The sequence below is a fragment of the Sphingobium sp. 15-1 genome, assembly GCF_013375535.1.
GTDB lineage: Bacteria > Pseudomonadota > Alphaproteobacteria > Sphingomonadales > Sphingomonadaceae > Sphingobium > Sphingobium aromaticivastans.
The window spans coordinates 3,378,643-3,401,290 of the sequence record NZ_JABXJG010000001.1; the positions used below are offsets into that span (position 1 = coordinate 3,378,643).

Here is a 22,648-nt window from a genome sequence, read left to right on the forward strand (position 1 = left end):
CGTTCGGCATTCCGCCGGTCGCGCGCCGGAAATGCCGCTTTCGCGCGATCCGGAAAGCCGCCCGCTTTGGCCCGCCGCGCCGCGAAAGGGCGGAGCACCGCAGGCTTCCCGGCCACCGCCGCCCAATCGCGGCGGCCCTAAGAAGTGATTAACCAAATGGCGCTATCACCCGACGCTACAACGAGACCAATTGGGGTTCTGCCGCATATGAATTCAGCCGCCACGCCCAAAAGCACCATCCTTGCGATGATGAGGGAGGTCGACCCGCATGGAGAGCTGGCGCAGGGATTGCGCCGGATTCGCGACCTGGTAGGCGAAAACGCTACGACGGCTGCGCGCACCTTCTACGACAGCTATGTCGAGCAGACGAACCTCAAGACCAAGCTCAGCCCGGCCACGCTCGCCAAGATCGAGACGGAGGCGCATGAATATGTGCGCCAGAAGCTTGGCTATTATGAAGCGGGCGAATGGGCGATTTCTTCCATCTCCTGCGTCCGTCACGCCCGCAAGCAAGGGGCCCCGCTGCGCGCTGTGCTGATGCCCGTGGCCGCCGCCAACGAAAAGCTGATCGACCTCATCTGGCAACGGACGGAGGAGGAGGCGGAACGCCGCCGGCTGGTCCATATCATGATGCATGTCGGCATGATCGACGCCGGGCTGATGGCGAACATCCTTGCCAGCGACGAGGCCGAAGCCCAGCGCAATGAGCGCCAGCGTTTCGGCACCATGTTCGAACAGCGCATCGTGGGGGAGATAGACGGCGCCTCGCAACTGGGCGAATCGCTGCGCGAACAGGCGAAGGACGCCTCCGCCGCCACGCGGGGCATGCTGGGCAAGGCGTCGGAAGTCGCCGCCGCCGCCGAACAATCCGCCCTGGCGATGCGCGAAGCCGCCCGCACCTCGGCAGGGCTGATCCGCGCTATCGAGGATGCCCGGACGGAGGTTGAGAGCGCCGCCGACGTCGCTCAGCGCGCCGCGCGCCAGTCGGGCGACGCCGTCGCCATGTCGACGACGCTGTCCGATCATGCCAAGTCCATCGAATCGATCCTGGGTCTGATCCGCGACATTGCCGGCCAGACCAACTTGCTCGCGCTCAACGCCACGATCGAGGCCGCCCGTGCGGGCGATGCCGGACGCGGCTTCGCGGTGGTCGCACAGGAGGTGAAGAGCCTCGCCAACCAGACTGCCCGCGCAACGGACGAGATTGCGGGCAAGATCGCGGACATCCAGGCATCGACCCGCCAGTCGGTCGAAACCAACGAACGCATCCGCGACACGGTGGGAGAGGTTCAGGCCAGCGCCGAACGCATCCGCCACGCCATGGACGCGCAGGCGCAGACGGTCACGATGATCACTGCGGCGGTGGACGAAACCGCGCTGGCCGCCGACTCCATGTCCTCGACCATCAGCGCGATCCGCCAGGATACCGAAGTGGTGGCGTCCGAAATCGACCAGCTCGAACGCGGGTTCATGAGCGTGGAAGGCAAGCTGTCCAGCCTGCGCGCCGCCTCTTCCGACTTTGGCCGTCAGGTGGCTTAGGCGTCCGGGTGACGAGAGCAGGAATGTCTTGAATCCACCCAATCCCGAACGCAGCCAAATCCCTCAGCCATAAGCGGAAGCAGAAGGCCTCGCCGCTCGCTGGATCTGATCGCGTCCGGATCGCTTGGCGTGGTAGAGCGCCTCGTCGGCCATGCTGATCGCCGCCGTCACCGGACCGCCGCGCCAGGCGCAGAGCCCGGCGGAGAAGGTGACCGGCTGGCCGTTCACCGCGCCGACCGGTTCCTGCCGCATCCGTTCCGCGATGCGCGCCAGCGACCAGCTCGCCTCATCCTCGATCGCGTCCTGATAGAAGATAGCGAATTCCTCGCCGCCCCAGCGAGCGACGATGTCGATGCGGCGGGTCTGCGACGACAGGCGCGTGGCGAAGCCGGTCAACAGCCGGTCGCCCGCATCATGGCCCAGCACGTCGTTGACCTGCTTGAAATGGTCGAGGTCGATGATCGCGATGCACCCCCGGCGCCGGGAAAGCGGCAGCGCGTCGAGCTGCGCCAGGAAACCGCGCCGGTTGGCGATGCCGGTCAGAGCATCCTCATGCGCGGCGATGTTCAGTTCGTCGATCTGTTCCTGCGTGGCGGTGGCCGCCCGGCGCACCCCGGAAAGGCGCATCCCGGAAAAGAGCCGGAATATGATGTCGCTGACTTCCGGCAGGGTCGGCGCGCCTGTCTTGCGCTCCGTCCCCTCTTGCGGGTGCAGCGCATCCGCCAGGGCGTGGATCGGGTCCAGCAACGCGCCGATGCCCAGCAGCGCCCCGGCGGCGCCCGCCATGGTGGCGAGCGTCAGGACGATGAACTCCGCCCAGGCGATCCGCCCTGTCGCCGCTCCCCAGCCCATATAGCCCAGCAGCGGCAAATGGGTGGTGACGAAGCAGAGGGCGAAGAGGCGGAACCGCAGGGAACGGGGAAAGATGAAGGATGTTGTGAGATAGAATTGCATCCCTGGCCCCCAGCGGTTGAAATCGGGGCCCAAAATTGGTGCGGCGGGTAAAAAGGGCATGAAGGAACAGGGTTAACGCGCAGCTCCGCGCGCGCGCCATGGACGAGCCGTGCCGCCCCTGAGTCGAATGGTTAGCGGGACGCCCCCGGCACCCATTTCACGTCATCCGCGCCATTGCCGTTCAGCCGCCGGGCCAGCACGAACAGCAGGTCGGACAGCCGGTTGAGATAGGCCAGCGCCTGGGGATTGAGCGCCACCTCGGCCGCGGCGGCGGTCGCGCTGCGTTCGGCGCGACGGGTGACGGCGCGGGCCAGATGCACGGCGGCGGCGGCGGGCGACCCGCCCGGCAGGACGAAGCTGTCCAACGGCGCCAGTTCAGCGTTCATCGCGTCGATCTGCCGCTCCAGCCGCTCGACCTGGGAGGTGACGATGCGCAGCGCCCAGGGCGCGTCCTCCCCCTCCGGCACGGGCGTGGCGAGGTCGGCGCCCAGATCGAACAGATCATTCTGGATCATGGTCAGCCACTCCGCCTCGGGCGCCTTGCCGATCGCCACGATGGCCAGCCCGATGGCGCTGTTCGCCTCATCCACGTCGCCCACTGCCTGCATGCGCGGGGCGTGCTTGGGCAGGCGCGAACCGTCGACAAGGCCGGTCGTTCCCGCGTCCCCGGTGCGGGTGTAGATCTTGTTGAGCTTCACCATGACGGGTCGCGGCCCTTCAACCGTTGCCCTTCATCAGCAGCAATATGGCGACGATGATCACCGCCACCGCCTGGAACAGGATGCGGTTCATCATCATCCTGTTCTGCTTCAGGCTGGACTGGCTGGGCCCACCGTCGGGCGAGTTCAACTGTTCCTTGGTCGCCTGCAGAAAGGCGATGATCCCCCGGATCAGCGCGAACAGGGTGGCGCCCATGGCCAGGATCAGGGCGATGACAAGAATGATGTTCATGGCGTGAATCTAGGCCTTGCCCAAGGAAATGCCAATCGGAAAGCGCGCCTGGCGCAGATCGTCGGCCAGGCGTCGCGGATCGACGCCCTGCGCCCGCAGATCGGCCAGCGCGATCGATCCGTCGCGCTTGGCCAGCCGCCTGCCGTCTGGCCCCAGCAGCAGGGGGTGGTGGACATAAAAGGGAGAGGGGAGGCCAAGCAGCGCCTGGATCAGCCGGTGAATATCCGTCGCGTTTAACAGGTCGCCGCCGCGCAGCACATGGCTCACGTCCATCGCCGCATCGTCCAGCGTGCAGGAGAGATGGTAGCTGGCGGGGGCGTCCTTGCGCGCCAGCACGACATCGCCCGCTGCCAGCGGTCTGGCCTGGATCGCCTGCGCTCGTGCCGCTTCTCCGGGGGGAAAGGGCAGGGCGTTCCACGTCAGAGGCCCCGCCTGTTCCACGGCCTGCGCCATGTCGATCCGCCAGGCATGGGGATCGCCCGCCGCGATCCGCCGGGCCCGTTCGTCGCTGGCCAATCCCCGGCATGTCCCCGGATAGACCGGCCCTTCCGGCCCATGCGGCGCGGTGGCGCTCGCTATGATGTCGGCGCGGGTGCAGAAGCAGGGATAGAGCAATCCCATCGCCTCCAGCCGCCGCAACGCCGCTTCATAATGGTCCAGCCGTTCCGACTGGAAGACGATGTCGCCATCCCATGCGATACCCAGCCAGCGCAGATCCTCGACGATCCCCGCCACATGCTCCGGCCGGCTGCGCGTGCCGTCTATATCCTCGATCCGTAGGCGGAACGATCCGCCCAGCGCATGGGCCAGGTCCATGGCCAGCAGCGCCGACCAGGCGTGTCCGACATGCAACCTACCGGTTGGGCTCGGCGCGAAGCGAGTCACCATATGCTGTGGTTCGGCCGATTGAATCATACTGGCCCTTGACGGGATGGGGTTGTTAATGCTGTCATGCTCCCGTCACGTTTCTGGTCAATCAGAGCGGAGGCAAAGGGGCTTGAAGGGTAATATATGTACCATCCCGACCTGATACGACATCCGGAAAACTGTCCGGCCCTGGTCTTGAATGCGGACTACACGCCGTTAAGCTATTATCCGTTGAGCCTCTGGCCCTGGCAAACCGCCATCAAGGCGGTTTTTTTGGATCGGGTGGACATCGTCGCCAGCTATGAGCGGCAGGTGCACAGTCCCAGCATGCAGATGCAGATTCCTTCGGTGATCGCGCTGAAGCAATATGTGAAGCCGTCGGAACATCCCGCCTTCACCCGGTTCAACCTGTTCCTGCGCGACAAGTTCGCCTGCCAATATTGCGGTTCGCCCCATGACCTGACCTTCGACCATGTCATTCCGCGCCGTGCCGGCGGCCGCACGACCTGGGAAAATGTCGCCACGGCCTGCTCCCCCTGCAACCTGAAGAAAGGCGGCCGCACGCCCAAGGAAGCGCATATGCGGCTCCACGTGACGCCGATCCGCCCGACGAGCTGGCAGTTGCAGGAACATGGCCGCGCCTTCCCGCCCAACTATCTGCATGAAAGCTGGCACGACTGGCTTTATTGGGACGTCGAACTGCTGGCCTGAATGGCGTGTGGTGTCGCCTGGGAAAAATATGTGCTCCTGCGGAGGCAGGAGCCCAGTTCAAACGGCGGGCCTGGGCTGAATGCGAGCCACTTGTCTCGCTTCAGTGCCTTCACAGGGGCACATTGCTTGGGGTTGAAGCGGCTCTCAACCCGAAGCCGGCAACCAGTCCAGGTCCATATCCTTGTGCCGGTTGGTATAATGGCCGATCTCTTCCAGCCGCGGCATGTCGCGCAGAGTGATCCGCCCATTGGCCCGGCTAATCAGCCCTTCCTGCTCCATCTGCCGGATCATCCGGTTCACATGGACGGAGGTGAGGCCGATCGCGTCGCCAATCTCCTCCTGCGTCAGCTTGAGGTCGAAACTGTCGGTGATCCCGTCGTCCGTCACCCTCAACCGGTCGAAAATATCGAGCAGGAAGGAGGCGACCCGCGCCTTGGCCGACGTTCGCCCCAATGAGGCGAGCCGGTCCGTCAGCGCGACGCGCTCCGCATTGGACAGCAGGAACAGCAGCGCGGCGACCCTGGGATATTCCTCCAGCAACCGGCGCAGCGCATGCTTGTCGAACGGACAGATGATCGCGTCCGACAGCGCCACCAGCGATTCCGGCGCCCGGTTGTAGACCGTGCTGGCCGATCCGATGAAGTCGCCGGGAAAATAGACGCGCAATATCTGCCGGCTCCCGTCCGGCAGAATGACGAAGCTCATCACCCGTCCTTCGCGCAGGACAAACAGCTCGGTCACCGTGTCGTTGACGCGTTGGATCATCGCGCCGCGCCTTACCTTGCGGGGATTTTCTTCCAGCCTTGCAAGCGCCTTCTTCTCCATATCGGACAGGGGCACATGCTTCGCCAGCCTGTCCGCGAAACAACTTGTTGCCACCAAAAACACCTTCTTGTTTGCATTCTCGTTACGATGGCAAAACGCCCCACGCGTCTTTTGGCTGCATTTGCGCAAGATGCACTAAACTCGATCAATAATGGGCGCGCGAACGCACAAATGTTTCATCGCGGTGTCAGAAAAAGGCAGGCAGTCCCGATGCCGTGCCGACCGCCTTGCGAAAACCGCAATTAACGGTAAGAACCCAGCGATGGACCGCATTCACATTCGCGGCGGCAAAGCGCTCAACGGCCGCCTTCCCATTTCCGGCGCGAAAAACGCCGCCCTGACGCTGCTGCCCTGCGCGCTGCTGACCGACGAGCCCGTAACGCTGCGCAATCTGCCGCGCCTGGCGGATGTCGACAGTTTCGGCCATCTGCTGAACCAGCTTGGCGTCTCGACCATGATCGAGGGCGCCCGGCCGGAGGATTTCGGCCGCGTCATGACGCTGCGCGCAGGCCGCGTCACCTCGACCGAGGCGCCTTACGACATTGTCCGCAAGATGCGCGCGTCGATCCTGGTGCTGGGTCCGCTGCTTGCCCGCGCGGGCGAGGCGCGGGTGTCGCTGCCCGGCGGCTGCGCCATCGGCAACCGACCCATCGACCTGCACTTGAAGGCGCTGGAAGCCTTTGGCGCGATCATCGAGATCAATGCCGGCTATGTCCGCGCCAGCGCGCCCGACGGCGGCCTGCCCGGCGGCATCTACACCTTCCCGGTGGTGTCGGTCGGCGCGACCGAAAATGCGGTGATGGCGGCGGTGTTGGCCAAGGGCACTTGCATCCTGGAAAATGCGGCGCGGGAGCCGGAGATCGTCGACCTCTGCAAGCTGCTGATCGCTATGGGCGCCGACATAGAGGGAGTCGGTTCCGACAAGCTCATCATCCACGGCCGCGACCGTCTGCACGGCGCGACCTACAGCGTGATGCCCGACCGGATAGAGGCGGGCAGCTATGCCTGCGCCGCCGCGATCACCGGCGGCTCGCTGGAATTGGCGGGGGCCTGCGCCGACGACATGCACGCCATCCTAGCCGCGCTGCGCGATGCGGGCGTTCATGTCGAGGAACTGAAGGATGGCATCAAGGTGTCGGCGGACGGCAGGCTGCGCCCGCTCACTATCTCGACCGCACCTTTCCCGGCCTTCCCGACCGACATGCAGGCGCAGTTCATGGCGATGCTGACGCTGGCGGACGGCGCGTCAGTGCTGACCGAGACGATCTTCGAGAACCGCTACATGCACGTCCCCGAACTGGCGCGCATGGGCGCGGATATCGGCGTCAACGGCCGCACGGCGGTGGTGCGCGGCGTCGACAAGCTGGTCGGCGCGCCCGTCATGGCGACCGATCTGCGCGCCTCGATGAGCCTGATCCTCGCGGGCCTCGCCGCCGAGGGCGAAACCCAGGTCAACCGCGTCTATCATCTCGACCGGGGTTATGAACGGCTGGAAGAAAAACTCTCCGCCGTTGGCGCCGACATAGAGCGCGTCAGCGATGGCTGAAGGGCGCGGGCTCGAGACCGATCGCGCGGCGCTGCTGGCGCGCTACGATCTCGATACCGGCGGCTTTGCCACGCTCGATCAGATTACGGCCTTTGCCGCCGCGCTCTGCGAAACGCCGATCGCGCTCGTCAGCATCGTCGAGGAAGATCGTCAGCGCTTCCTGGCCCGCACCGGACTGGATGCGGAGGAAACGCCCCGCGACGTGTCTTTCTGCGCCCATGCCATGCTGGGAGACGCGATCTTCGTGGTGCCCGACGCCACGCTCGACCCGCAATTTGCCGATAATGCGCTTGTGACCAGCGCGCCTTTCATCCGTTTCTATGCCGGCGCGCCGCTGATCGACAGAGAGGGCGGCTCGCTGGGCGCGCTCTGCGTCATCGACGACAAGCCGCGTCCGGACCTCACCCCTCTCCAGCGGCAGGGACTGACGCTGTTGGCCCGGCAGGTGATGGTGGAACTGGAAGGGCGCCGCCGCGACCGCGACGTCATTGCCCAGCAGGAAAAGGACGCGCAGGCGGTGGTCGAAAGCGACCGCATGTTCCGCACCCTGGCCGACACCATGCCGCAAATGGTCTGGTCGGCTCTGCCCGATGGTTACAATGATTATTTCAACGCCCGGTGGTACGAATTTACCGGCGTCCCGCAGGGCGCCACCGATGGCGAGGGGTGGAGCGCCATCTTCCATCCGGAGGATCAGCCGCGGGCCTGGGAACGCTGGCGCCACAGCCTGGCGACCGGCGATCCCTATGAGATCGAATATCGCATGCGCCATCATGGCGGCGACTATCGCTGGACGCTGGGCCGCGCGCTGCCGATCCGGGATGGGGAAGGGACGATCATCCGCTGGATCGGCACCTGCACCGACATCAACGACCAGATCGCGATGGTGGAGGAGCGGGAGGTCATCGCCCATGAACTGTCCCACCGCATCAAGAACATCTTTTCGGTGATTTCCGGTCTGATCGGTCTGTCGGCGCGCACGCATCCCGAAATCCGCGCGGCTGCCGACGATCTGCGCGACCGCATCATGGCGCTGGGCCGCGCCCATGATTTCGTGCGGCCGCACGGCCCCAATTCCCAACCCGATCATGGCGAGGGTCTGCTCTGGGGCATATTGGAGCAGATTTTCGCGCCCTATCGCGACGCGCTCGGGCCCCGCATCCATTATTTCGGGGACAATCCCGCCATTGACGACCGTTCGGCCACGCCCTTGGCGCTGCTATTCCATGAGCTGGCGACCAACGCCGCCAAATATGGTGCGCTCTCCGTGCCCGAAGGCCGCGTCGCGATAGAGGTGCGGGGCGAGGATGGGGACATCCGCATCGACTGGCGGGAAGAGGGCGGCCCGCCCGCCGTTCCCGCGACCAGTCAGGGCTTTGGCAGCCGGCTGATGCAGCTCAGCATCGAACGGCAATTGGGGGGACGCATGATCCGCGACTGGCGGCCCGAAGGCCTCTGCCTCAGCCTCTGGATTCCAGCCCGGTCCATGAGCCGGACGACGGCAGGAAAGGCGTGAAACCGGCGATTTCGGCGGCTTCCAATTCCGGCTGATCGGTCGCCGCCAGAAGCAGGGTTTCCGCGATACTGCGGGCGCGGAACGGCTTGGTGATGACGCCGAGCGCGGCGGCGGAGGCCGCGCCGATCTGCGCGGGATTGGCGGTCACATAGATGACGCGGATGCCATATTGGCTGGCCAGTTCGACGCCGATGCCAGGCCCCGTCGGTCCGTCGCGCAGATTGAGGTCGACCAGCGCGATGTCGCAATCATCGGCCGCGTCAAGCGCCGCCTGACGATCGGCCGCGATGGCGCCGACCGTGAACCCCGCATCCTCGACGATATGCTCGATCTCCAGTGCGACGAAAATCTCGTCTTCTACGATCAGAACCTTTTTGCTCATCCCAAAACCCACGCAACTGGAGGCGATAAATGCGCAAATCGCCAGCCGGTTCCCGCAGGCGCGAAAAAACTTTCACCCGCTATTGTCCGGAACGCTGGTCCAGAGCGTCTCGAAATCGGTCCCCCGCATCAGCAGGACAGAGGCCGGATAACCCGCCTCGCCAGCCTTGCGCGCTGTCGCCGTGGCGTTTTCCACAGCGGCTTCGCGCGTCGCGAACGGCCCATAATAGCGATTGTCGAGATTGATCTTCCATACGCCCTCATGTTCCAGGACGATGTAGCGGGCATGGGGCAGGGACACCTACAAAACCTCCGTATTATAATGATGCCAGGCCATGATCGCCGCCGCGCCGCGATGGGGGCGCCAGCCTTCGGCCAGTTCGCGCGTCAGCTTTTCGCTGGGCCGTTTGGGCAGGCCCAATATGCGTCCCACCTCGATCTGCACGGCCAGGTCGCCCGCCGGCCAGATGTCGGGCCGCCCTTCCGCGAACAGCAGGTAGATTTCCGCCGACCAGCGCCCGATCCCCTTGATTCGCACCAGTTGGGCGATGGCTTCCTCGTCATCGGCGGGCAAATCGCGCAGGTCGATGCCGCCGCTCACCACCAGTTCGGCCAGGCTGCGGGCATAGCCCTGCTTCTGCCGCGACAGGCCGCAGGCGCGCAAGGCATCGAAGTCGCGGGCGAGCAGCGCGTCGGGCGCGCAGCCTTCGCCCAGTTCCGCCTCCAGCTTGCGCCATACCGCCGCCGCCGCCGCGACGCTCACCTGCTGGCCGACGATGGTGCGCAGCAAGGTTTCATAGCCCGGCTCGCGGACACGGGGCAGAGGATAGCCGACCCGGCCGATCGCGGCGGCGAAACCGGGCTCCATCGCGGCGATATTATCCAGGCTGGCGCGCAATTGTTCTGCCGTGGTCACCATAGAATTGCGGTCCGCCCTTGATTTCCCGCTGCCCGTCCGACATGAGCGGCGGGAAAATTTTGAGGGACCTGGGTACATGGCGAAATTGATCGTGGTCAACCGTTCGGGCGAAGAGCAGGCGGTGGAGGGGCAGAGCGGCCTTTCCGTGATGGAAATCATCCGCGACAACGGCTTTGACGAATTGCTGGCTCTGTGCGGCGGCTGCTGCTCCTGCGCGACTTGCCACGTCTATGTCGACCCTGCCTTTGCCGACAGCCTGCCGGCGGTCAGCGAGGATGAGAACGACCTGCTCGACAGCTCCGATCATCGCAACGAGACCAGCCGCCTGTCGTGCCAGTTGACCTTCAGCGATTCGCTGGACGGCCTGCGCATCACCATCGCGCCGGAAGATTGAGCCCGGTCGACGGGATCATGGGGGGCTTGGCCGGGAATGGCCCATCGCGGTCATTCCTAGCCGTTAAGCGTACCGTGCTGCCCAGTTCAGATGGTCCGATTATCCACCGAGGGTGGGACTGGGCTCCTGCCTTCGCAGGAGCACGGTGCGCTGTAAGAAGAGGGCACCTCGGACTGTCCGCTCTCTACCAAACCAGCGCCCAGCACATCCACGCCGCGTTAAGGCTTGACCTTCAACGTGGCGGCGGGCGCTTCGCTGGTCATGGGCGTCACCTTCCAGACGATCCGCTTGCCCTGCGGCGTGTCCTGCGCGCCGTCTTCCTGATTCTGGCTGACGATCTCCGCATTGGTGGTGAGGGTGAAGGTGCCGTCCAGCGCCTTGGCCGCATCGTCGCCCGCACTGCTGCCGCCCATCGGGTTCTGGCTCTTGTCATAGCCGTTGGAGTAGCCCGGCGCCTTGACCCGCACCCGGTCCGCCCCGCGCAGTTCCACCGCGACGAAGGGCAGGACGATCTGCGCGTCGCTGTTGAAGGGGAAGAGGAAGGCGTGGGTCAGCCTGCCGCTGATCGCATAGTCGATCTCGAAGCGGTGATTGCCCATGTAACGGGCTGAGCGAAAGCCCTTTTCCCTGGAAAGCGCAGCCGCGATGGCCTGCATCTGCTGCTCGTCGCTCTTGTCCCCGCTCTTGCTGTCCGGGCCGTCGAACCGTTCCTCGGCCTTGCCCTGGAGGGCGGTGCGCAGGCTGCTCTGCTGGTCCTTGGGCGGCACGCCGTCGATCGGATCGTCGCCGCCGTCGCCGGGCGTGGAGCCCAGCCCCTTGCCCATATCGGTCGCCAATATCTCGCCCTTATAGGTGAAGCTGAAGCTCCGGTCGGCGCGAATGTCGAGCGTCGATTCGAACTTGCCCGGCGTCACCAGACAGGCCGAAAGCAGCAGACTGGCCGCCAGCGCAGCGGCGACGCGGGAAAAAGTGGCCATGTCCAACCCCCTGTCAGTCCCTTTATGCGCCTACCGGCTGGCAGCCGCATAAAGGGCGATCGCCGCGGCATTGGACACGTTCAGGCTTTCCATGCGCGGGCTGATCGGCAGTTTAGCCAAAATGTCGCAATGCGCCATGCTGTTGTGCCGCAGCCCTTCGCCCTCGGCCCCCAGCACCAGCGCGACCCGCGACGTGCCGATCGCCTCGCCCAGCGTCTGTTCCGCCTCGCCGTCCAGCCCGATGCGCCAGTAACCCGCCTCCGCAATCTCATCCAGCGCGCGGGCCAGGTTCACCACCCGCACCCAGGGCACGATTTCCAGAGCGCCCGACGCCGACCGCGCCAGCACGCCCGATTCGGGTGGAGCATGGCGGTCCTGCGTCACGATGCACAGCGCGTCGAACGCCGCCGCCGACCGCAGGATCGCGCCGACATTATGCGGGTCGGTTACCTGGTCCAGCACCAGCACGGGGCGATTATCGTCAGCCCCGGCCTCCAGCGCATCGCCCAGCCAGACATCGTCCAGCGGTTCGACCTCCGCCACGATGCCCTGGTGCGGCGCGTCGGACGGGACCATGCGGCCCAGATCGGCGCCATCGGCATAGACGATGGGCAGGATCGGGGGCAGGTCGAGCGCGTTCAGCGCCTCCCGCGTTCCCCAGATCTTGCGCACCACCCGGTCCGGATTGGCGAGCGCGGCGATGACGGCATGCCGTCCATAAAAGCGGGGAAAAGTGCCTTTGGCCTTCCCGGTGCGGTTTCCTCTTTTCATGGGATGCGCTCTTTTCACATTCGACCATTGACAGGCAAGTCTCCTTTCGCCATTGGAGCGCCCTCCAGCCGATCGGGGCTTCCCCGAAACGGTATGGCGACTGGACAGGTGGCCGAGTGGTTAAAGGCAGCAGACTGTAAATCTGCCCGGGTTTCCCGTACGCTGGTTCGAATCCAGCCCTGTCCACCATCGCTCCCTCAGGCCGCGTTGGTCGGCCTCCAGCCTCCTCCCATCTCTCCGCCGGTTGCTTTCTTGCACGCGTTGACGGGATAAGTGCGTTTCATCCGAATCTGCTACACTTTCCCTTGATGACACTCGACCGCCGCGCCGTCCTGACCGCAGCCCTTGCCGGCTTCCTCACTCTCCCGCTTCCCCGCCGTGCCTTCGCCGCGAGCGAGGTGGAGCGTGTGGACGATCTCATCGCCCGCATGACCATAGAGGAAAAGGCGGGCCAGATGACCTGCCTGGCCGACAGCTTCCGCCCCTATAATCCACCCAATCCGCAGGTCGGCATCCAGAATGAAAAGGATCTGGCCGACGAAATCCGCAAGGGCCGCGTCGGCTGCCTGTTCAACGGCATCGGCGTAGCGGGGGCCCGCCGCGCACAGGACATCGCGCTCAAACAAAGCAGCCTCGGCATCCCCCTGCTGTTCGCGGGAGACGTGATCCATGGCCTCAAGACCATCTTCCCGGTGACCTTGGGCGAATCGGCTAGCTTCGATCCCTCGCTGGCCGAACGCACCGCGCGCGCCATGGCTGTCGAAGCAACGGCGGCGGGGCTGCACCTGACCTTCGCGCCGATGGTCGACGTCGCCCGCGATCAGCGCTGGGGCCGGGTGGTCGAGGGGGCGGGGGAGGATGTCACCCTCGGCGGCCTGTTCGCCGCCGCCAGGGTGCGCGGTTTCCAGGGGCGCGACCTGCGCCGCGCCGACAGCCTGCTTGCCTGCCCCAAGCATTTCGCCGCCTATGGCGCGGTCTCCGGTGGCCTGGAATATGGCAGCGTCGACATCAGCGACGAGACGCTGCGCGAAACCCATCTGCCGCCCTTCGGCGCGGCCTTTGCGGCGGGCGCGCTCACCACCATGGCGGCGTTCAGCGAGATCAACGGCGTCCCCGCCACCGCCGACCGCGACCTGCTCACCGACATGCTGCGCGGCGAGATGAAGTTCCGCGGCTTCGTCTTTTCCGACTATACCGCCGATGAGGAACTGATCGCCCATGGCTATGCCGAGGATGAGCGCGACGCCGCCCGCCTCGCCATATTGGCGGGCGTCGACATGTCGATGCAGAGCGGCCTCTATATCCGCCACATCCCCGATCTGGTGAAGAGCGGCGCCGTGCCGATGGAGACGGTCGACGTCGCCGTCCGCCGCATCCTCTATGTGAAGACCGCCATCGGCCTGTTCGAAAATCCTTATCGTTCGCTCGATGAAGAGGCGGAAAAGAGCCGCATCTTCACGCCCGCCCATCGCGCCCTGGCCCGCGAAGCCGGCGTCCGTTCGATCGTGCTTCTGCAAAATAGCGGCATCCTGCCCCTCGATCCCGCCAAGGGGCAGAGCATCGCCCTCATTGGTCCATTCGGGGAGGACAAGGCCAATATCTACGGCCCCTGGGCCTTTTACGGCGACAAGGGCAAGGGCGTCGACATCGCCACCGGCCTGCGCGCCGCCATGCCGGACCCCGGTAAATTGCGCATCGCGCCGGGCAGCGGCATTTTGACGCCCATCGATGGCGGCGTCGCCCAGGCCGTGGAGACCGCCAAGGCTGCGGACATCGTCATCCTCGCCATCGGGGAATCGCAGGACATGTCGGGCGAAGCGCAATCGCGCACCGCCATCGAAATCCCCGTGGTGCAGCAGGCTCTGGCCAACGCCGTCGCGGCCACCGGCAAGCCTGTCATCGTGCTGCTCCGTCATGGCCGGGCGCTGGCGCTGCATGATGGCGTGGCCAATGCGCAGGCGATCCTCGCGACCTGGTTCCTGGGTTCCGAGTCCGGCCATGCCATAGCCGACATCCTGTTCGGCAAGGAAAACCCCTCCGCCAAGCTGCCGGTCAGCTTCCCATGGGAATCGGGGCAGGAGCCCTTCTTCTATGACCGCAAGTCGACCGGCCGCCCCGTGATCGACAACCGGACCGAATATCGCTCGCGCTATGCCACCACGGATAACAGCGCCCGCTTCTCATTCGGCCATGGCCTTGGCTACAGCGATTTCGCGCTGGATAATCTGAAGCTGTCCGACACGGCGCTGCGCTGGGACCGCGCCATTGAAATCACCGCCCGCCTGACCAACAAGGGCTCCCGCAAGGGCAGCGAGGTGGTGCAGCTCTACATTCGCGACCGCGTGGCCAGCCGCACCCGCCCGATCCGCGAGCTGAAACGCATCGAGCGTGTCACGCTTGGGCCGGGGGAGAGCAGGACGGTCCGCTTCTCCCTCTCCCGCACCGACCTGCAATTTGTGGGGGCGGGGAGCAGGATCATCGCGGAGCCTGGCCTGTTCGACCTGTGGCTGGGGCAAAGCTCCGATGGCGGGCTGCACAGCCAGTTCACCCTTTATGCGGCGGAAGCCGCGACGCCATCTAAATAACTTTCGTCATCCCCGCGAAGGCGGGGACCCATCTCCTAAGCTATCCCTTGGTTGCAAGGTCAGGAGATGGATTCCCGCCTTCGCGGGAATGACGGGAAGGGAGGCGAGGCAGCACACCGCTTGGCATCCCCCGCCATCCTGCTTAAAGGGCGCCCCATGCTTACCCTGAACGGCATCACCGTGCGCCTTGGCGGCCGCACCATCCTTGATCGCGCCAGCGCTTCGCTGCCGCCGCGCAGCCGCGTGGGCCTGATCGGCCGCAACGGCGCGGGCAAGTCGACGCTGATGAAGGTGATGATCGGCCAGATCGACCCCGATGAAGGCAGTTGCGACATGCCCCGCGACACCCGCCTCGGCTATATCGCGCAGGAAGCTCCCAGCGGCACCGCCACGCCCTTCGACACCGTGCTGGCCGCCGACAAGGAACGCGCCGCCCTGATGGCGGAGGCGGAGCATACCGAAGACCCCGACCGCCTCGGCCATATCTATGAGCGGCTGAACGCCATCGACGCCTACACCGCGCCCGCCAGAGCGGCCCGCATCCTCGTCGGCTTGGGTTTCGACGAGGAAATGCAGGGCCGTCCGCTGGACAGCTATTCCGGCGGCTGGAAGATGCGCGTGGCATTGGCCTCGCTGCTTTTCTCCAACCCCGAATTGCTGCTGCTCGACGAGCCGTCGAACCATCTCGACCTCGAAGCGACGCTGTGGCTGGAGAATTTCCTCAAGGCCTATCGCGGCACCGTGGTCGTGATCAGCCATGAGCGCGACCTGCTCAACAATGTGGTCGATTATATCCTGCATCTGGAAGGGGGGAAGATCACCCTCTATCCCGGCGGCTATGACGCGTTCGAACGGCAGCGCGCCGAACGGCTCGCTCAACAGGAAGCGGCCCGCGCCAAACAGCAGGCGGAGCGTGAGAAGTTGCAGGACTATGTCGCCCGCAACTCGGCCCGCGCCTCGACCGCGAAACAGGCCCAGTCCCGCGCCAAGGCGCTCGCGAGGATGCAGCCCATCGCCGCCGCCATCGAGGACCCGACGCTGCATTTCGGCTTCCCCAGCCCGCCCGAATTGCGCCCGCCGCTCATCACCATGGACATGGCGGCGGTCGGCTATGACGACACGCCGGTCCTGCGCCGCGTCAATCTGCGCATCGACCCCGACGATCGGCTGGCGCTGCTGGGCCGCAACGGCAACGGCAAGACCACGCTCGCCCGCCTGATCGCCGCGCAGTTGAAGCCGATGGAAGGCGCGATGAACGCCTCGGCCAAGATGAATGTCGGCTATTTCACCCAATATCAGGTGGAGGAGCTGGACGTCACCGATACGCCGCTCGAACATATGAGCCGGGTGATGAAGGGCGCGACCCCCGCCGCCGTGCGCGCCCAGCTCGGTCGCTTCGGTTTCACCGGCGAGCGCGCCACGCAGAAGGTCGGCTCCATGTCGGGCGGGGAGAGGGCGCGGCTGGCGCTGGCGCTCATCACCCGCGATGCGCCGCATCTGCTGATCCTCGACGAACCGACCAACCATCTCGACGTCGACAGCCGCGAGGCGCTGGTGCAGGCGCTCAACGAATATTCGGGCGCGGTGGTGATCGTTTCCCACGACCGTCACATGATCGAGCTGGTGGCCGACCGGCTGGTGCTGGTCGACGGCGGCACGGCCCAGCCCTTCGACGGCAGCCTGGAGGATTATACCGACATCATCCTGCGCAAGACTGACGGGAATGGCTCGGGCGGCGACGCGCCGAAGACCGACCGCAAGGCGGAAAAGCGCAACGCCGCCGAATGGCGCGAGAAGCAGAAGACCGCGAAGAACGCCATTGCCAAGGCGGAAAAGGAAATGGCGACGCTGACCGCCGAGCGCAGCCGCATCGACCAGGCGCTGTTCGATCCCAAGGCCGCGACCGGGGCGGAGGCGAAGATGACCATGACGCAGCTCATGGTGAAGCGCGCCGAGGTCGAGAAGAAGCTGGAAGCGGTGGAAGAAGTCTGGATGGAAGCCAGCGGGGCGCTGGAAGAGCTATAAAAGCCGAATGGAACTGCCTTCGCAGGAACACGGCAGATAGAGCGCGTTGCGTTTATTCGGAAAACCGGTTCCCACTTTTCCGCACGATGCTCTCATTGTTGAGTGCCTCCTCCGTCAAAGGCCCTTCCAGCCCATCGGCTCCGCTCCGCATCTTGGTCACGATATTCCAGGTCGCGATGAACAGCGCCGCGATCACGGGTCCGATGACGATGCCGTTGAACCCGAACAGATCGATCCCGCCCAGCGTCGTGATCAGCACCACATAGTCCGGAATCCGCGTATCCCGCCCGACCAGCACTGGGCGGAGGATGTTATCCACCATCCCGATCACGAACATGCCGCAAAAGGCGAGGATCAATCCCTTCACCACCGCCCCGGTCACGAACAGATAGATTGCGACCGGCACCCAGACCAGTCCCGTCCCCACCGCCGGGATCAGCGAGAACGCCCCCATCAGCACACCCCACAGCAGCGCCCCCGGCAAGCCAAGCGCCCAGAACACTATCCCGCCGATCAGCCCCTGGACGATGGCGACGACGATGCTGCCCTTGATGGTGGCGCGGGTGACGATGACGAATTGCTGCATCAGCGCCTGGCGATAGGCGGTCCGCATCGGCGCCGCCCGATCCACCATCGCCGCCAGTTTCGGCCCGTCGCGCAACAGGAAGAAGGTCAGGTACAGCATCACGCCCAGCGCCATCAGGAAGCTGAACGCGCTTTGCCCGATTTGCAGCGCCTGCGCCGCCACCGTGCGGAAGCTCGACGCGATGCCTTCGCTCAGCATCTCGCGCACTGCGGCGAAATTGGTGATGCCCAGCCGCTCCAGAAAGGCCGCGGCCCAGTGCGGCAGGCTCGCCTGGAACTGCGCGAACATGCGGGCGAAATTGATCTCGCCCGACTGCACCTTGGCGGTGAAGATGGTCGCTTCCTGCACCAGCGCCATGGCCAGGATGATGGCCGGCACGATCACCAGCGCGATGATCAGCAACAGCGTCAGGGCGGCGGAACTGTTGCGCCGCCGGGGCATCATGCGCAGCAGCGCCTGATTGACCGGCGCGAACAATATGGCGGCGATCACGCCCCACAGGATCGCGGCGAAAAACGGCTCGATCACCAGAGCGAAGGCGATCGAGACGATAAGGACGAAGCCCAGGAAAACCCCGTCCTCTATATGCGCGGCTGGTGACTTCATGCGGTCCATCATGCCGCTTTGGCAGAAGTCGGGATGTAAATCTATCCGCCGATCATTCCGCCTGTGCACTGAACCCGAAGCTGACCGCCACCTTGGGATCAAGCCCGGCGCCGCTCTCGCCATTGCCCACGCCGAAGGGCGCGCGGGCGATGGTGGCCGACCCCGATACTTTCCGTGCCTTGCCCGTGCCGGACAGGGTGAAGCGGATGCTCTGCGGCTTGCTCGCGCCCTTCAGCGTCAGCGTGCCCGATGCGCGATAGCCGTTCGCGCCCGTCTTTTCCGCGCCCTTTGCCGTGAAGACCGCCTTGGGATGGGCCGCCACGCCGAAAAATTCGTCCCCGGCCAGCATGCCGTCCTTGTAGCTGTCACCTACGCTGGCGCTCGCCAGATCGATCTCGACGCGAATGTCGGCGCTGTCGGGATGGTCTGGGTCCATCACGATCTTCGCGGTCCATTTGGAAAAGCGGCCGCTGATCGTCTCGCCGCCATTGCCGACCGAAAAGCCGATCGTTCCGCCCGGCTGCACCGCCCAGGACGGCGGCGGGGCCAAAGGCTCTTCCGCCGCAGACGCATTGGCCGCTTCGGCCGGAGCCGCCGCATTGGCGGCATTGGCGATCGGCTCAGCGACATTGGCAGGCGCTTCCTCCTCCTCGACCGCCGTCGCTATGCTTGGCGCGGCGGCAGCCTTGGGCACAGGGCCAGGCAGGATAACGCGGCCCAGAACGAAACCAACCGCGATCAGCGCAGGCAAAGCCACCAGCAACGCCGAAGATCGCGCCGGCATCATCCGCCACAGCAAGCCGTCGCCCATCAGGAAATGATGCCGCAGCGCGCCCGCGACATGCAGCGCGAACAGGGCGATGCCGATCCAGGCGATCAGGCCGTGTCCGCCCTCGGCCAGTTCATGCGCGGCCATGGGCAGGGGCAGATGGGGCAGGGGGATGATGCCGAAGATCAGCGTCGGCACCTTCACCTTCGCGGTCGACACCAGCGCCCATCCCGTGAGCGGCCCGCCCAGCATGAAGACATAAAGGCCCGCATGCACCGCCTTCGCCAGCGCGCCTTGCCAGCCGCCCTCAACCGGCGCCGGACGCGGCTTCCAGTAACGCACGGCGATCCGCGCCAGGGTCAGCGCCAGGATCGATAGGCCGATCGACTTGTGGAGTTGGAACAGCGCAAACCCGCGAGCGCCCAGATCCTCCAGCGCCCATCCCACGGCGATCTGGAAGGCGAGCAGGGCGGCGATCGTCCAATGCAGGAAAATGGCGGTCCGACTATAGCGTTGCATGAAGGCCCCTTGAGCGCGAAATCCGGCGCGGAAGCTATGCTGCGCTTGCGGTGAAGTCCATCGCTTCACCTGGAAACGATCCGTTACCGCCTTGGAACGATCGCGTTCGCGCCTGTGTCATAAAGGTCGCAGTCCGATCAATTTCGACCCGAAGATTGCATCCCGGCCGTCAGGGGTTAAGAGCATAGGATAAACAGGACATAGGACAAGCAGGACATGGCCAAACCCGAATCCTGGCGCCTCAGCCCGGACGCTTATCGTTTCGTCACCAGCATCGACACCCGCTTCCAGGACATCGACACGATGGGCCATGTCAACAATGTGGCGATCTCCGGGATTTTCGAAACCGCCCGCATCCGCTTCCACCACCATCTCGGCCGTCATCCGCAGGAACAGGGCGTGCGCTGGCTGGTCGCCAATGTGAACCTCAATTTCGTCGAGGAAGCGCACTTCCCCTATCCATTCGAAGTGCACTGCGCGATCGGCCATATCGGCCGCACGAGCTGGACGATCAGCTCGGCGGGCTTTCAGAAGGGCGTGTGCGTCGCCACCGCCGACACGACGGTCGTCACCCATGGCTCCGAAGGACGCCGCAGCATCGATGAAAGCCTGCGCGAAGCCATGGAACGCAACTTCATCATCCGCCCCGAATAGGGCTCAGCGAAAGCCGTCCATCCGGCGGCTCCACTGAAAGGCGATGACGGCGCCCTTGACGGGCTGGATCATCGCCACCGCCAGCAGGATCGCCAGCGCCGGCCACAGCAGCGCCTGCAGCCCCAGCGGAATGTCGAGCGCCGCGTTCACCTCTATCATCAGCGGCACCAGCAGGTGCCCCAACAGCAATATGACGATATAGGCCGGGAAATCGTCGGCCCGCGATTGGTCCCAGGCTTGCCCGCAATGGCGGCAGGCGTGGGCGGGTTTCAGGAATCGCGCAAACATCCGGCCTTCGCCGCAGGCCGGGCAGCGGCCCCGCAGGGCAAGCGCCAGCGCCGGCCGCAATGGCCGCGCCGCATCATTCCGGGGCAATCCCTCGCTCATGGCCTTCCCCCTATGGCCAATGCGCGGCCCATGCAACATGGTCCGCGCCCTCTTAGAGCTTACGCGCGCGGCAAAGCCTGTTAAGAGGGCGGCCATGCGCCTGCCGGGACCGACCGAAGCCTTCGTCCTGTTCGACGACGCCCGTCCGCGGGCTCCGGCGCCTGCGCGCCTCTATCGCGATCCAGTATCGGTCATCGCCGCCCACCGGCTGGCGGAGGTGCAGCCCGCGCTCGACCGTCTGGCCGAAGCGGCGGAGGCGGGGCTGCACGCGGCGGGCTTCATCGCCTATGAAGCGGGTCTCGCGCTGGAGGAGCGGCTCCGCCCGCTGGCCGAGCGGCACCGGCAGGACCGGCCCAGGACGCCGCTGCTCTGGTTCGGCCTGTTCGAAGGGGTGCGGCTGATCGACCCGGCGGACATGCCCGCCCTGCTGCCCGATCCCGCCGCCGCCAGAGTCGACCGGCTCCAACCGATGATCGATGAAGCCGCCTATCGCGCCGCCTTCGCTCAGGTGCAGGATTATATCCGCGCCGGCGACATCTATCAGGTCAATCTGACCTTCCCCTGCGCCGCGCATTTCACGGGCGACCTCATGGCGCTTTATGCCGCGCTGCGTCCGCGCCAGCAGGCGGGCTATGGCGGCGTGCTGCGTACCGGGGAGCATGCCATCCTCTCCTTCTCCCCGGAGCTGTTCTTCACCCATGTGCGGGGCCAGTTGACCGCCCGCCCGATGAAGGGCACCGCGCCCCGCGACCCGGACCTGGCCCGCGACGCCGAACTGGTGCAATGGCTGGAACGGGACGCCAAGCAGCGCGCCGAAAATCTGATGATCGTCGATCTGCTGCGCAACGACCTCTCCCGCGTTTCCCACGCCGGCACGGTCACGGTGCCCGATCTGTTCAAGGTCGAAACCTATCCCACCGTTCACCAGATGGTGTCGACCGTGCGCGCCCGCCTGCTGCCTGGTCTGTCCCCGGTCGATGTGCTGCGCGTCCTCTTCCCCTGCGGATCGATCACCGGCGCGCCTAAGGTCCGCGCCATGGAGATCGTGGACGCGGTGGAGGCGTTTCCGCGCGGCGTCTATACCGGCTCGATGGGCTGGATCGATCCGTCGGGCGACGCCGCCTTCAATGTTGCCATCCGCACCATTTGCGTCGAAGAAGGCAGCAGAGAGGGGCGCCTGGGTCTGGGATCGGGCATCGTCGCGGATTCGGAAGTCGCTTCCGAATGGGCGGAATGTCTGGCCAAGGGGCGCTTCCTCACGCCGGCCTGACGGATCATATCAAGGGAGTTGCAAGGTTTTTCATGGCATTGGCTGACGGACGGTTCGATCTGCTCGAAACCATGGCCTTCGACCCGGTCGAAGGCATCAGATTGCTGGAATTGCATCTGGAGCGGCTGAAGACCAGCGCGGAGGCGCTCGATTTCGCCTTCGACCGCCATGATGTGCGCAACGAGCTGCAAGCCGCGACCTTTCGCCTGCGCGAACGCAGCCGCCTACGCCTGCTGGTATCGCGCCAGGGTTCGGTCGCAATCGAGGTGCGCGAGTATCGCACCTGGCCGCAGGCGATCATGCAGGTGGCGCTCGTCCCCCGCAATGCGCCCGCCAGCGATGCGCGGCTGGCGCACAAGACCACCAACCGCTCAGTCTATCGCGACGCCTTGCAGCGTGGCGGCACCTATGAAGTGGTGATGACCGACGAACAGGGTTATCTGACGGAGGGCAGCTTCTCCTCTATCTTCGTCGAGCGCGGCGACAAGCTGTTGACCCCGCCGCTTTCCCGCGGGCTGCTTCCCGGCGTGCTGCGCCGGAGCCTGATCGACATGGGGGAGGCGATCGAGGAGGAGCTGCGCCCGCGCGATCTGGAAGAAGGCTTCTTCATCGGCAACGCCGCGCGCGGCATGGTGGCGGCTTCGCTGGTGCGCTGAGGGCCACTGATAACCCTATCCTAATCGTCATGCTGAACTTGTTTCAGCATCCATTTCTCCCCAGGCACCGCAGTTCGTGGAGCATGATGGATGCTGAAACAAGTTCAGCATGACGGGTGTCATTATAGACAACGCTTACCCAATGAATCGCACATCGCCCCCCTCCCAAACCCCATAATCTGCCGTTACGGCCAGCGGAAGCCAACTGGCGGTTGCCCCTTCTTTCGTTGCACACTAAGG

Annotated in this window: 23 protein-coding genes and 1 tRNA gene; 11 read left to right on the forward strand and 13 right to left on the reverse strand. The window is 65.3% G+C overall.

The annotated features are described in order from the left end of the window. Nucleotides 1-207: 207 nt before the first annotated feature. Nucleotides 208-1,539, forward strand: a complete 1,332-nt coding sequence (locus tag HUK72_RS16195) for a methyl-accepting chemotaxis protein (RefSeq protein ID WP_176597635.1) — start codon at nt 208-210, stop codon at nt 1,537-1,539. Between the two features lie 63 nt (nt 1,540-1,602). Here the strand turns inward: HUK72_RS16195 and HUK72_RS16200 are convergent, their stop codons facing one another. The 4 genes from HUK72_RS16200 to gluQRS form a co-directional block, all read right to left on the reverse strand. After that, nucleotides 1,603-2,493 carry a GGDEF domain-containing protein gene (locus HUK72_RS16200; protein WP_176597636.1) on the reverse strand — a complete coding sequence of 297 codons (891 nt, stop codon included), beginning with the start codon at nt 2,491-2,493 and terminating at the stop codon, nt 1,603-1,605. 131 nt (nt 2,494-2,624) lie between these two features. Further along, entirely contained in the window at nt 2,625-3,194 is a 570-nt protein-coding gene (locus HUK72_RS16205) for a cob(I)yrinic acid a,c-diamide adenosyltransferase (RefSeq protein WP_176597637.1), read from the reverse strand. A gap of 16 nt (nt 3,195-3,210) precedes the next feature. Next, entirely contained in the window at nt 3,211-3,444 is a 234-nt protein-coding gene (locus HUK72_RS16210) for a twin transmembrane helix small protein (protein WP_176597638.1), read from the reverse strand. A 9-nt stretch (nt 3,445-3,453) separates the two neighbouring features. Then, nucleotides 3,454-4,332 (reverse strand): tRNA glutamyl-Q(34) synthetase GluQRS, encoded by an 879-nt coding sequence (gene gluQRS / locus HUK72_RS16215; protein WP_255325750.1) that lies wholly within the window; start codon nt 4,330-4,332, stop codon nt 3,454-3,456. A gap of 123 nt (nt 4,333-4,455) precedes the next feature. Between gluQRS and HUK72_RS16220 the strand changes: the two genes are divergently transcribed. Then, entirely contained in the window at nt 4,456-5,022 is a 567-nt protein-coding gene (locus HUK72_RS16220; RefSeq protein WP_176597640.1) for an HNH endonuclease, read from the forward strand. A 144-nt stretch (nt 5,023-5,166) separates the two neighbouring features. Here HUK72_RS16220 and HUK72_RS16225 read toward each other — a convergent pair whose 3' ends face one another. After that, nucleotides 5,167-5,847 (reverse strand): Crp/Fnr family transcriptional regulator, encoded by a 681-nt coding sequence (locus tag HUK72_RS16225; protein WP_176597895.1) that lies wholly within the window; start codon nt 5,845-5,847, stop codon nt 5,167-5,169. 262 nt (nt 5,848-6,109) lie between these two features. Between HUK72_RS16225 and murA the strand changes: the two genes are divergently transcribed. After that, nucleotides 6,110-7,393, forward strand: coding sequence for a UDP-N-acetylglucosamine 1-carboxyvinyltransferase (gene murA, locus HUK72_RS16230; protein ID WP_176597641.1), 1,284 nt, complete (start codon nt 6,110-6,112; stop codon nt 7,391-7,393). Continuing rightward, complete coding sequence (locus HUK72_RS16235) at nt 7,386-8,909, forward strand: sensor histidine kinase (protein WP_176597642.1); 1,524 nt, start codon at nt 7,386-7,388, stop codon at nt 8,907-8,909. The genes murA and HUK72_RS16235 overlap by 8 nt, the downstream gene beginning before the upstream one ends. On the opposite strand, the gene HUK72_RS16240 is transcribed toward HUK72_RS16235, so the two are convergent. The 3 genes from HUK72_RS16240 to HUK72_RS16250 form a co-directional block, all read right to left on the reverse strand. Then, nucleotides 8,854-9,291 (reverse strand): response regulator, encoded by a 438-nt coding sequence (locus HUK72_RS16240; RefSeq protein ID WP_176597643.1) that lies wholly within the window; start codon nt 9,289-9,291, stop codon nt 8,854-8,856. The two genes, HUK72_RS16235 and HUK72_RS16240, sit on opposite strands and share 56 nt — an antisense overlap. Nucleotides 9,292-9,363: 72 nt before the next feature. Then, a complete protein-coding gene (locus HUK72_RS16245; RefSeq protein WP_176597644.1) occupies nt 9,364-9,591 on the reverse strand; it encodes a DUF2188 domain-containing protein in 228 nt (75 codons plus the stop codon). After that, complete coding sequence (locus HUK72_RS16250) at nt 9,592-10,209, reverse strand: DNA-3-methyladenine glycosylase (protein ID WP_176597645.1); 618 nt, start codon at nt 10,207-10,209, stop codon at nt 9,592-9,594. Nucleotides 10,210-10,285: 76 nt separating this feature from the next. Here HUK72_RS16250 and HUK72_RS16255 point away from each other — a divergent pair, with 76 nt between their 5' ends. After that, on the forward strand, nt 10,286-10,603 hold the full coding sequence (locus HUK72_RS16255) for a 2Fe-2S iron-sulfur cluster-binding protein (RefSeq protein ID WP_176597646.1): 318 nt from the start codon (nt 10,286-10,288) through the stop codon (nt 10,601-10,603). A gap of 218 nt (nt 10,604-10,821) precedes the next feature. Here HUK72_RS16255 and HUK72_RS16260 read toward each other — a convergent pair whose 3' ends face one another. Together HUK72_RS16260 and rlmB are read right to left on the reverse strand one after the other, a co-directional pair. Next, nucleotides 10,822-11,580 (reverse strand): hypothetical protein, encoded by a 759-nt coding sequence (locus HUK72_RS16260; RefSeq protein ID WP_176597647.1) that lies wholly within the window; start codon nt 11,578-11,580, stop codon nt 10,822-10,824. A gap of 30 nt (nt 11,581-11,610) precedes the next feature. Continuing rightward, nucleotides 11,611-12,351: a 23S rRNA (guanosine(2251)-2'-O)-methyltransferase RlmB gene (gene rlmB, locus HUK72_RS16265; RefSeq protein ID WP_176597648.1), complete on the reverse strand. Its 741-nt coding sequence runs from the start codon at nt 12,349-12,351 to the stop codon at nt 11,611-11,613. 102 nt (nt 12,352-12,453) lie between these two features. Between rlmB and HUK72_RS16270 the strand changes: the two genes are divergently transcribed. The 3 genes from HUK72_RS16270 to HUK72_RS16280 all read left to right on the forward strand — a co-directional run bounded on the left by HUK72_RS16270 (nt 12,454) and on the right by HUK72_RS16280 (nt 16,961). Continuing rightward, nucleotides 12,454-12,540 (forward strand) — tRNA-Tyr (locus HUK72_RS16270). A 119-nt stretch (nt 12,541-12,659) separates the two neighbouring features. Beyond that, complete coding sequence (locus HUK72_RS16275; RefSeq protein WP_176597649.1) at nt 12,660-14,936, forward strand: glycoside hydrolase family 3 N-terminal domain-containing protein; 2,277 nt, start codon at nt 12,660-12,662, stop codon at nt 14,934-14,936. A gap of 156 nt (nt 14,937-15,092) precedes the next feature. Then, nucleotides 15,093-16,961: an ABC-F family ATP-binding cassette domain-containing protein gene (locus HUK72_RS16280; protein ID WP_176597650.1), complete on the forward strand. Its 1,869-nt coding sequence runs from the start codon at nt 15,093-15,095 to the stop codon at nt 16,959-16,961. Between the two features lie 52 nt (nt 16,962-17,013). On the opposite strand, the gene HUK72_RS16285 is transcribed toward HUK72_RS16280, so the two are convergent. After that, nucleotides 17,014-18,162, reverse strand: coding sequence for an AI-2E family transporter (locus tag HUK72_RS16285; RefSeq protein WP_176597896.1), 1,149 nt, complete (start codon nt 18,160-18,162; stop codon nt 17,014-17,016). Nucleotides 18,163-18,205: 43 nt separating this feature from the next. Beyond that, nucleotides 18,206-19,441, reverse strand: coding sequence for a YceI family protein (locus HUK72_RS16290; protein WP_176597651.1), 1,236 nt, complete (start codon nt 19,439-19,441; stop codon nt 18,206-18,208). Between the two features lie 216 nt (nt 19,442-19,657). On the opposite strand from HUK72_RS16290, the gene HUK72_RS16295 reads away from it, so the two are divergent. Beyond that, nucleotides 19,658-20,095, forward strand: coding sequence for a thioesterase family protein (locus tag HUK72_RS16295; RefSeq protein WP_176597652.1), 438 nt, complete (start codon nt 19,658-19,660; stop codon nt 20,093-20,095). A 3-nt stretch (nt 20,096-20,098) separates the two neighbouring features. Here the strand turns inward: HUK72_RS16295 and HUK72_RS16300 are convergent, their stop codons facing one another. After that, complete coding sequence (locus HUK72_RS16300; protein WP_176597653.1) at nt 20,099-20,482, reverse strand: DUF983 domain-containing protein; 384 nt, start codon at nt 20,480-20,482, stop codon at nt 20,099-20,101. A gap of 94 nt (nt 20,483-20,576) precedes the next feature. On the opposite strand from HUK72_RS16300, the gene pabB reads away from it, so the two are divergent. Both pabB and HUK72_RS16310 read left to right on the forward strand, forming a co-directional pair. Continuing rightward, complete coding sequence (pabB, locus tag HUK72_RS16305; RefSeq protein WP_176597654.1) at nt 20,577-21,752, forward strand: aminodeoxychorismate synthase component I; 1,176 nt, start codon at nt 20,577-20,579, stop codon at nt 21,750-21,752. 32 nt (nt 21,753-21,784) lie between these two features. After that, nucleotides 21,785-22,408, forward strand: coding sequence for an aminotransferase class IV (locus tag HUK72_RS16310; protein WP_176597655.1), 624 nt, complete (start codon nt 21,785-21,787; stop codon nt 22,406-22,408). Nucleotides 22,409-22,648 lie beyond the last annotated feature (240 nt).

Bases quoted from the DNA above. Each gene is read 5' to 3' on its own strand.
- HUK72_RS16195 (WP_176597635.1), top strand. From the start codon at position 208: ATGAATTCAGCCGCCACGCCCAAAAGCACCATCCTTGCGATGATGAGG.
- HUK72_RS16200 (WP_176597636.1), bottom strand. From the start codon at position 2,493: ATGCAATTCTATCTCACAACATCCTTCATCTTTCCCCGTTCCCTGCGG.
- HUK72_RS16205 (WP_176597637.1), bottom strand. From the start codon at position 3,194: ATGGTGAAGCTCAACAAGATCTACACCCGCACCGGGGACGCGGGAACG.
- HUK72_RS16210 (WP_176597638.1), bottom strand. From the start codon at position 3,444: ATGAACATCATTCTTGTCATCGCCCTGATCCTGGCCATGGGCGCCACC.
- gluQRS (WP_255325750.1), bottom strand. From the start codon at position 4,332: ATGGTGACTCGCTTCGCGCCGAGCCCAACCGGTAGGTTGCATGTCGGA.
- HUK72_RS16220 (WP_176597640.1), top strand. From the start codon at position 4,456: ATGTACCATCCCGACCTGATACGACATCCGGAAAACTGTCCGGCCCTG.
- HUK72_RS16225 (WP_176597895.1), bottom strand. From the start codon at position 5,847: ATGGAGAAGAAGGCGCTTGCAAGGCTGGAAGAAAATCCCCGCAAGGTA.
- murA (WP_176597641.1), top strand. From the start codon at position 6,110: ATGGACCGCATTCACATTCGCGGCGGCAAAGCGCTCAACGGCCGCCTT.
- HUK72_RS16235 (WP_176597642.1), top strand. From the start codon at position 7,386: ATGGCTGAAGGGCGCGGGCTCGAGACCGATCGCGCGGCGCTGCTGGCG.
- HUK72_RS16240 (WP_176597643.1), bottom strand. From the start codon at position 9,291: ATGAGCAAAAAGGTTCTGATCGTAGAAGACGAGATTTTCGTCGCACTG.
- HUK72_RS16250 (WP_176597645.1), bottom strand. From the start codon at position 10,209: ATGGTGACCACGGCAGAACAATTGCGCGCCAGCCTGGATAATATCGCC.
- HUK72_RS16255 (WP_176597646.1), top strand. From the start codon at position 10,286: ATGGCGAAATTGATCGTGGTCAACCGTTCGGGCGAAGAGCAGGCGGTG.
- HUK72_RS16260 (WP_176597647.1), bottom strand. From the start codon at position 11,580: ATGGCCACTTTTTCCCGCGTCGCCGCTGCGCTGGCGGCCAGTCTGCTG.
- rlmB (WP_176597648.1), bottom strand. From the start codon at position 12,351: ATGAAAAGAGGAAACCGCACCGGGAAGGCCAAAGGCACTTTTCCCCGC.
- HUK72_RS16275 (WP_176597649.1), top strand. From the start codon at position 12,660: ATGACACTCGACCGCCGCGCCGTCCTGACCGCAGCCCTTGCCGGCTTC.
- HUK72_RS16280 (WP_176597650.1), top strand. From the start codon at position 15,093: ATGCTTACCCTGAACGGCATCACCGTGCGCCTTGGCGGCCGCACCATC.
- HUK72_RS16285 (WP_176597896.1), bottom strand. From the start codon at position 18,162: ATGGACCGCATGAAGTCACCAGCCGCGCATATAGAGGACGGGGTTTTC.
- HUK72_RS16290 (WP_176597651.1), bottom strand. From the start codon at position 19,441: ATGCAACGCTATAGTCGGACCGCCATTTTCCTGCATTGGACGATCGCC.
- HUK72_RS16295 (WP_176597652.1), top strand. From the start codon at position 19,658: ATGGCCAAACCCGAATCCTGGCGCCTCAGCCCGGACGCTTATCGTTTC.
- HUK72_RS16300 (WP_176597653.1), bottom strand. From the start codon at position 20,482: ATGAGCGAGGGATTGCCCCGGAATGATGCGGCGCGGCCATTGCGGCCG.
- pabB (WP_176597654.1), top strand. From the start codon at position 20,577: ATGCGCCTGCCGGGACCGACCGAAGCCTTCGTCCTGTTCGACGACGCC.
- HUK72_RS16310 (WP_176597655.1), top strand. From the start codon at position 21,785: ATGGCATTGGCTGACGGACGGTTCGATCTGCTCGAAACCATGGCCTTC.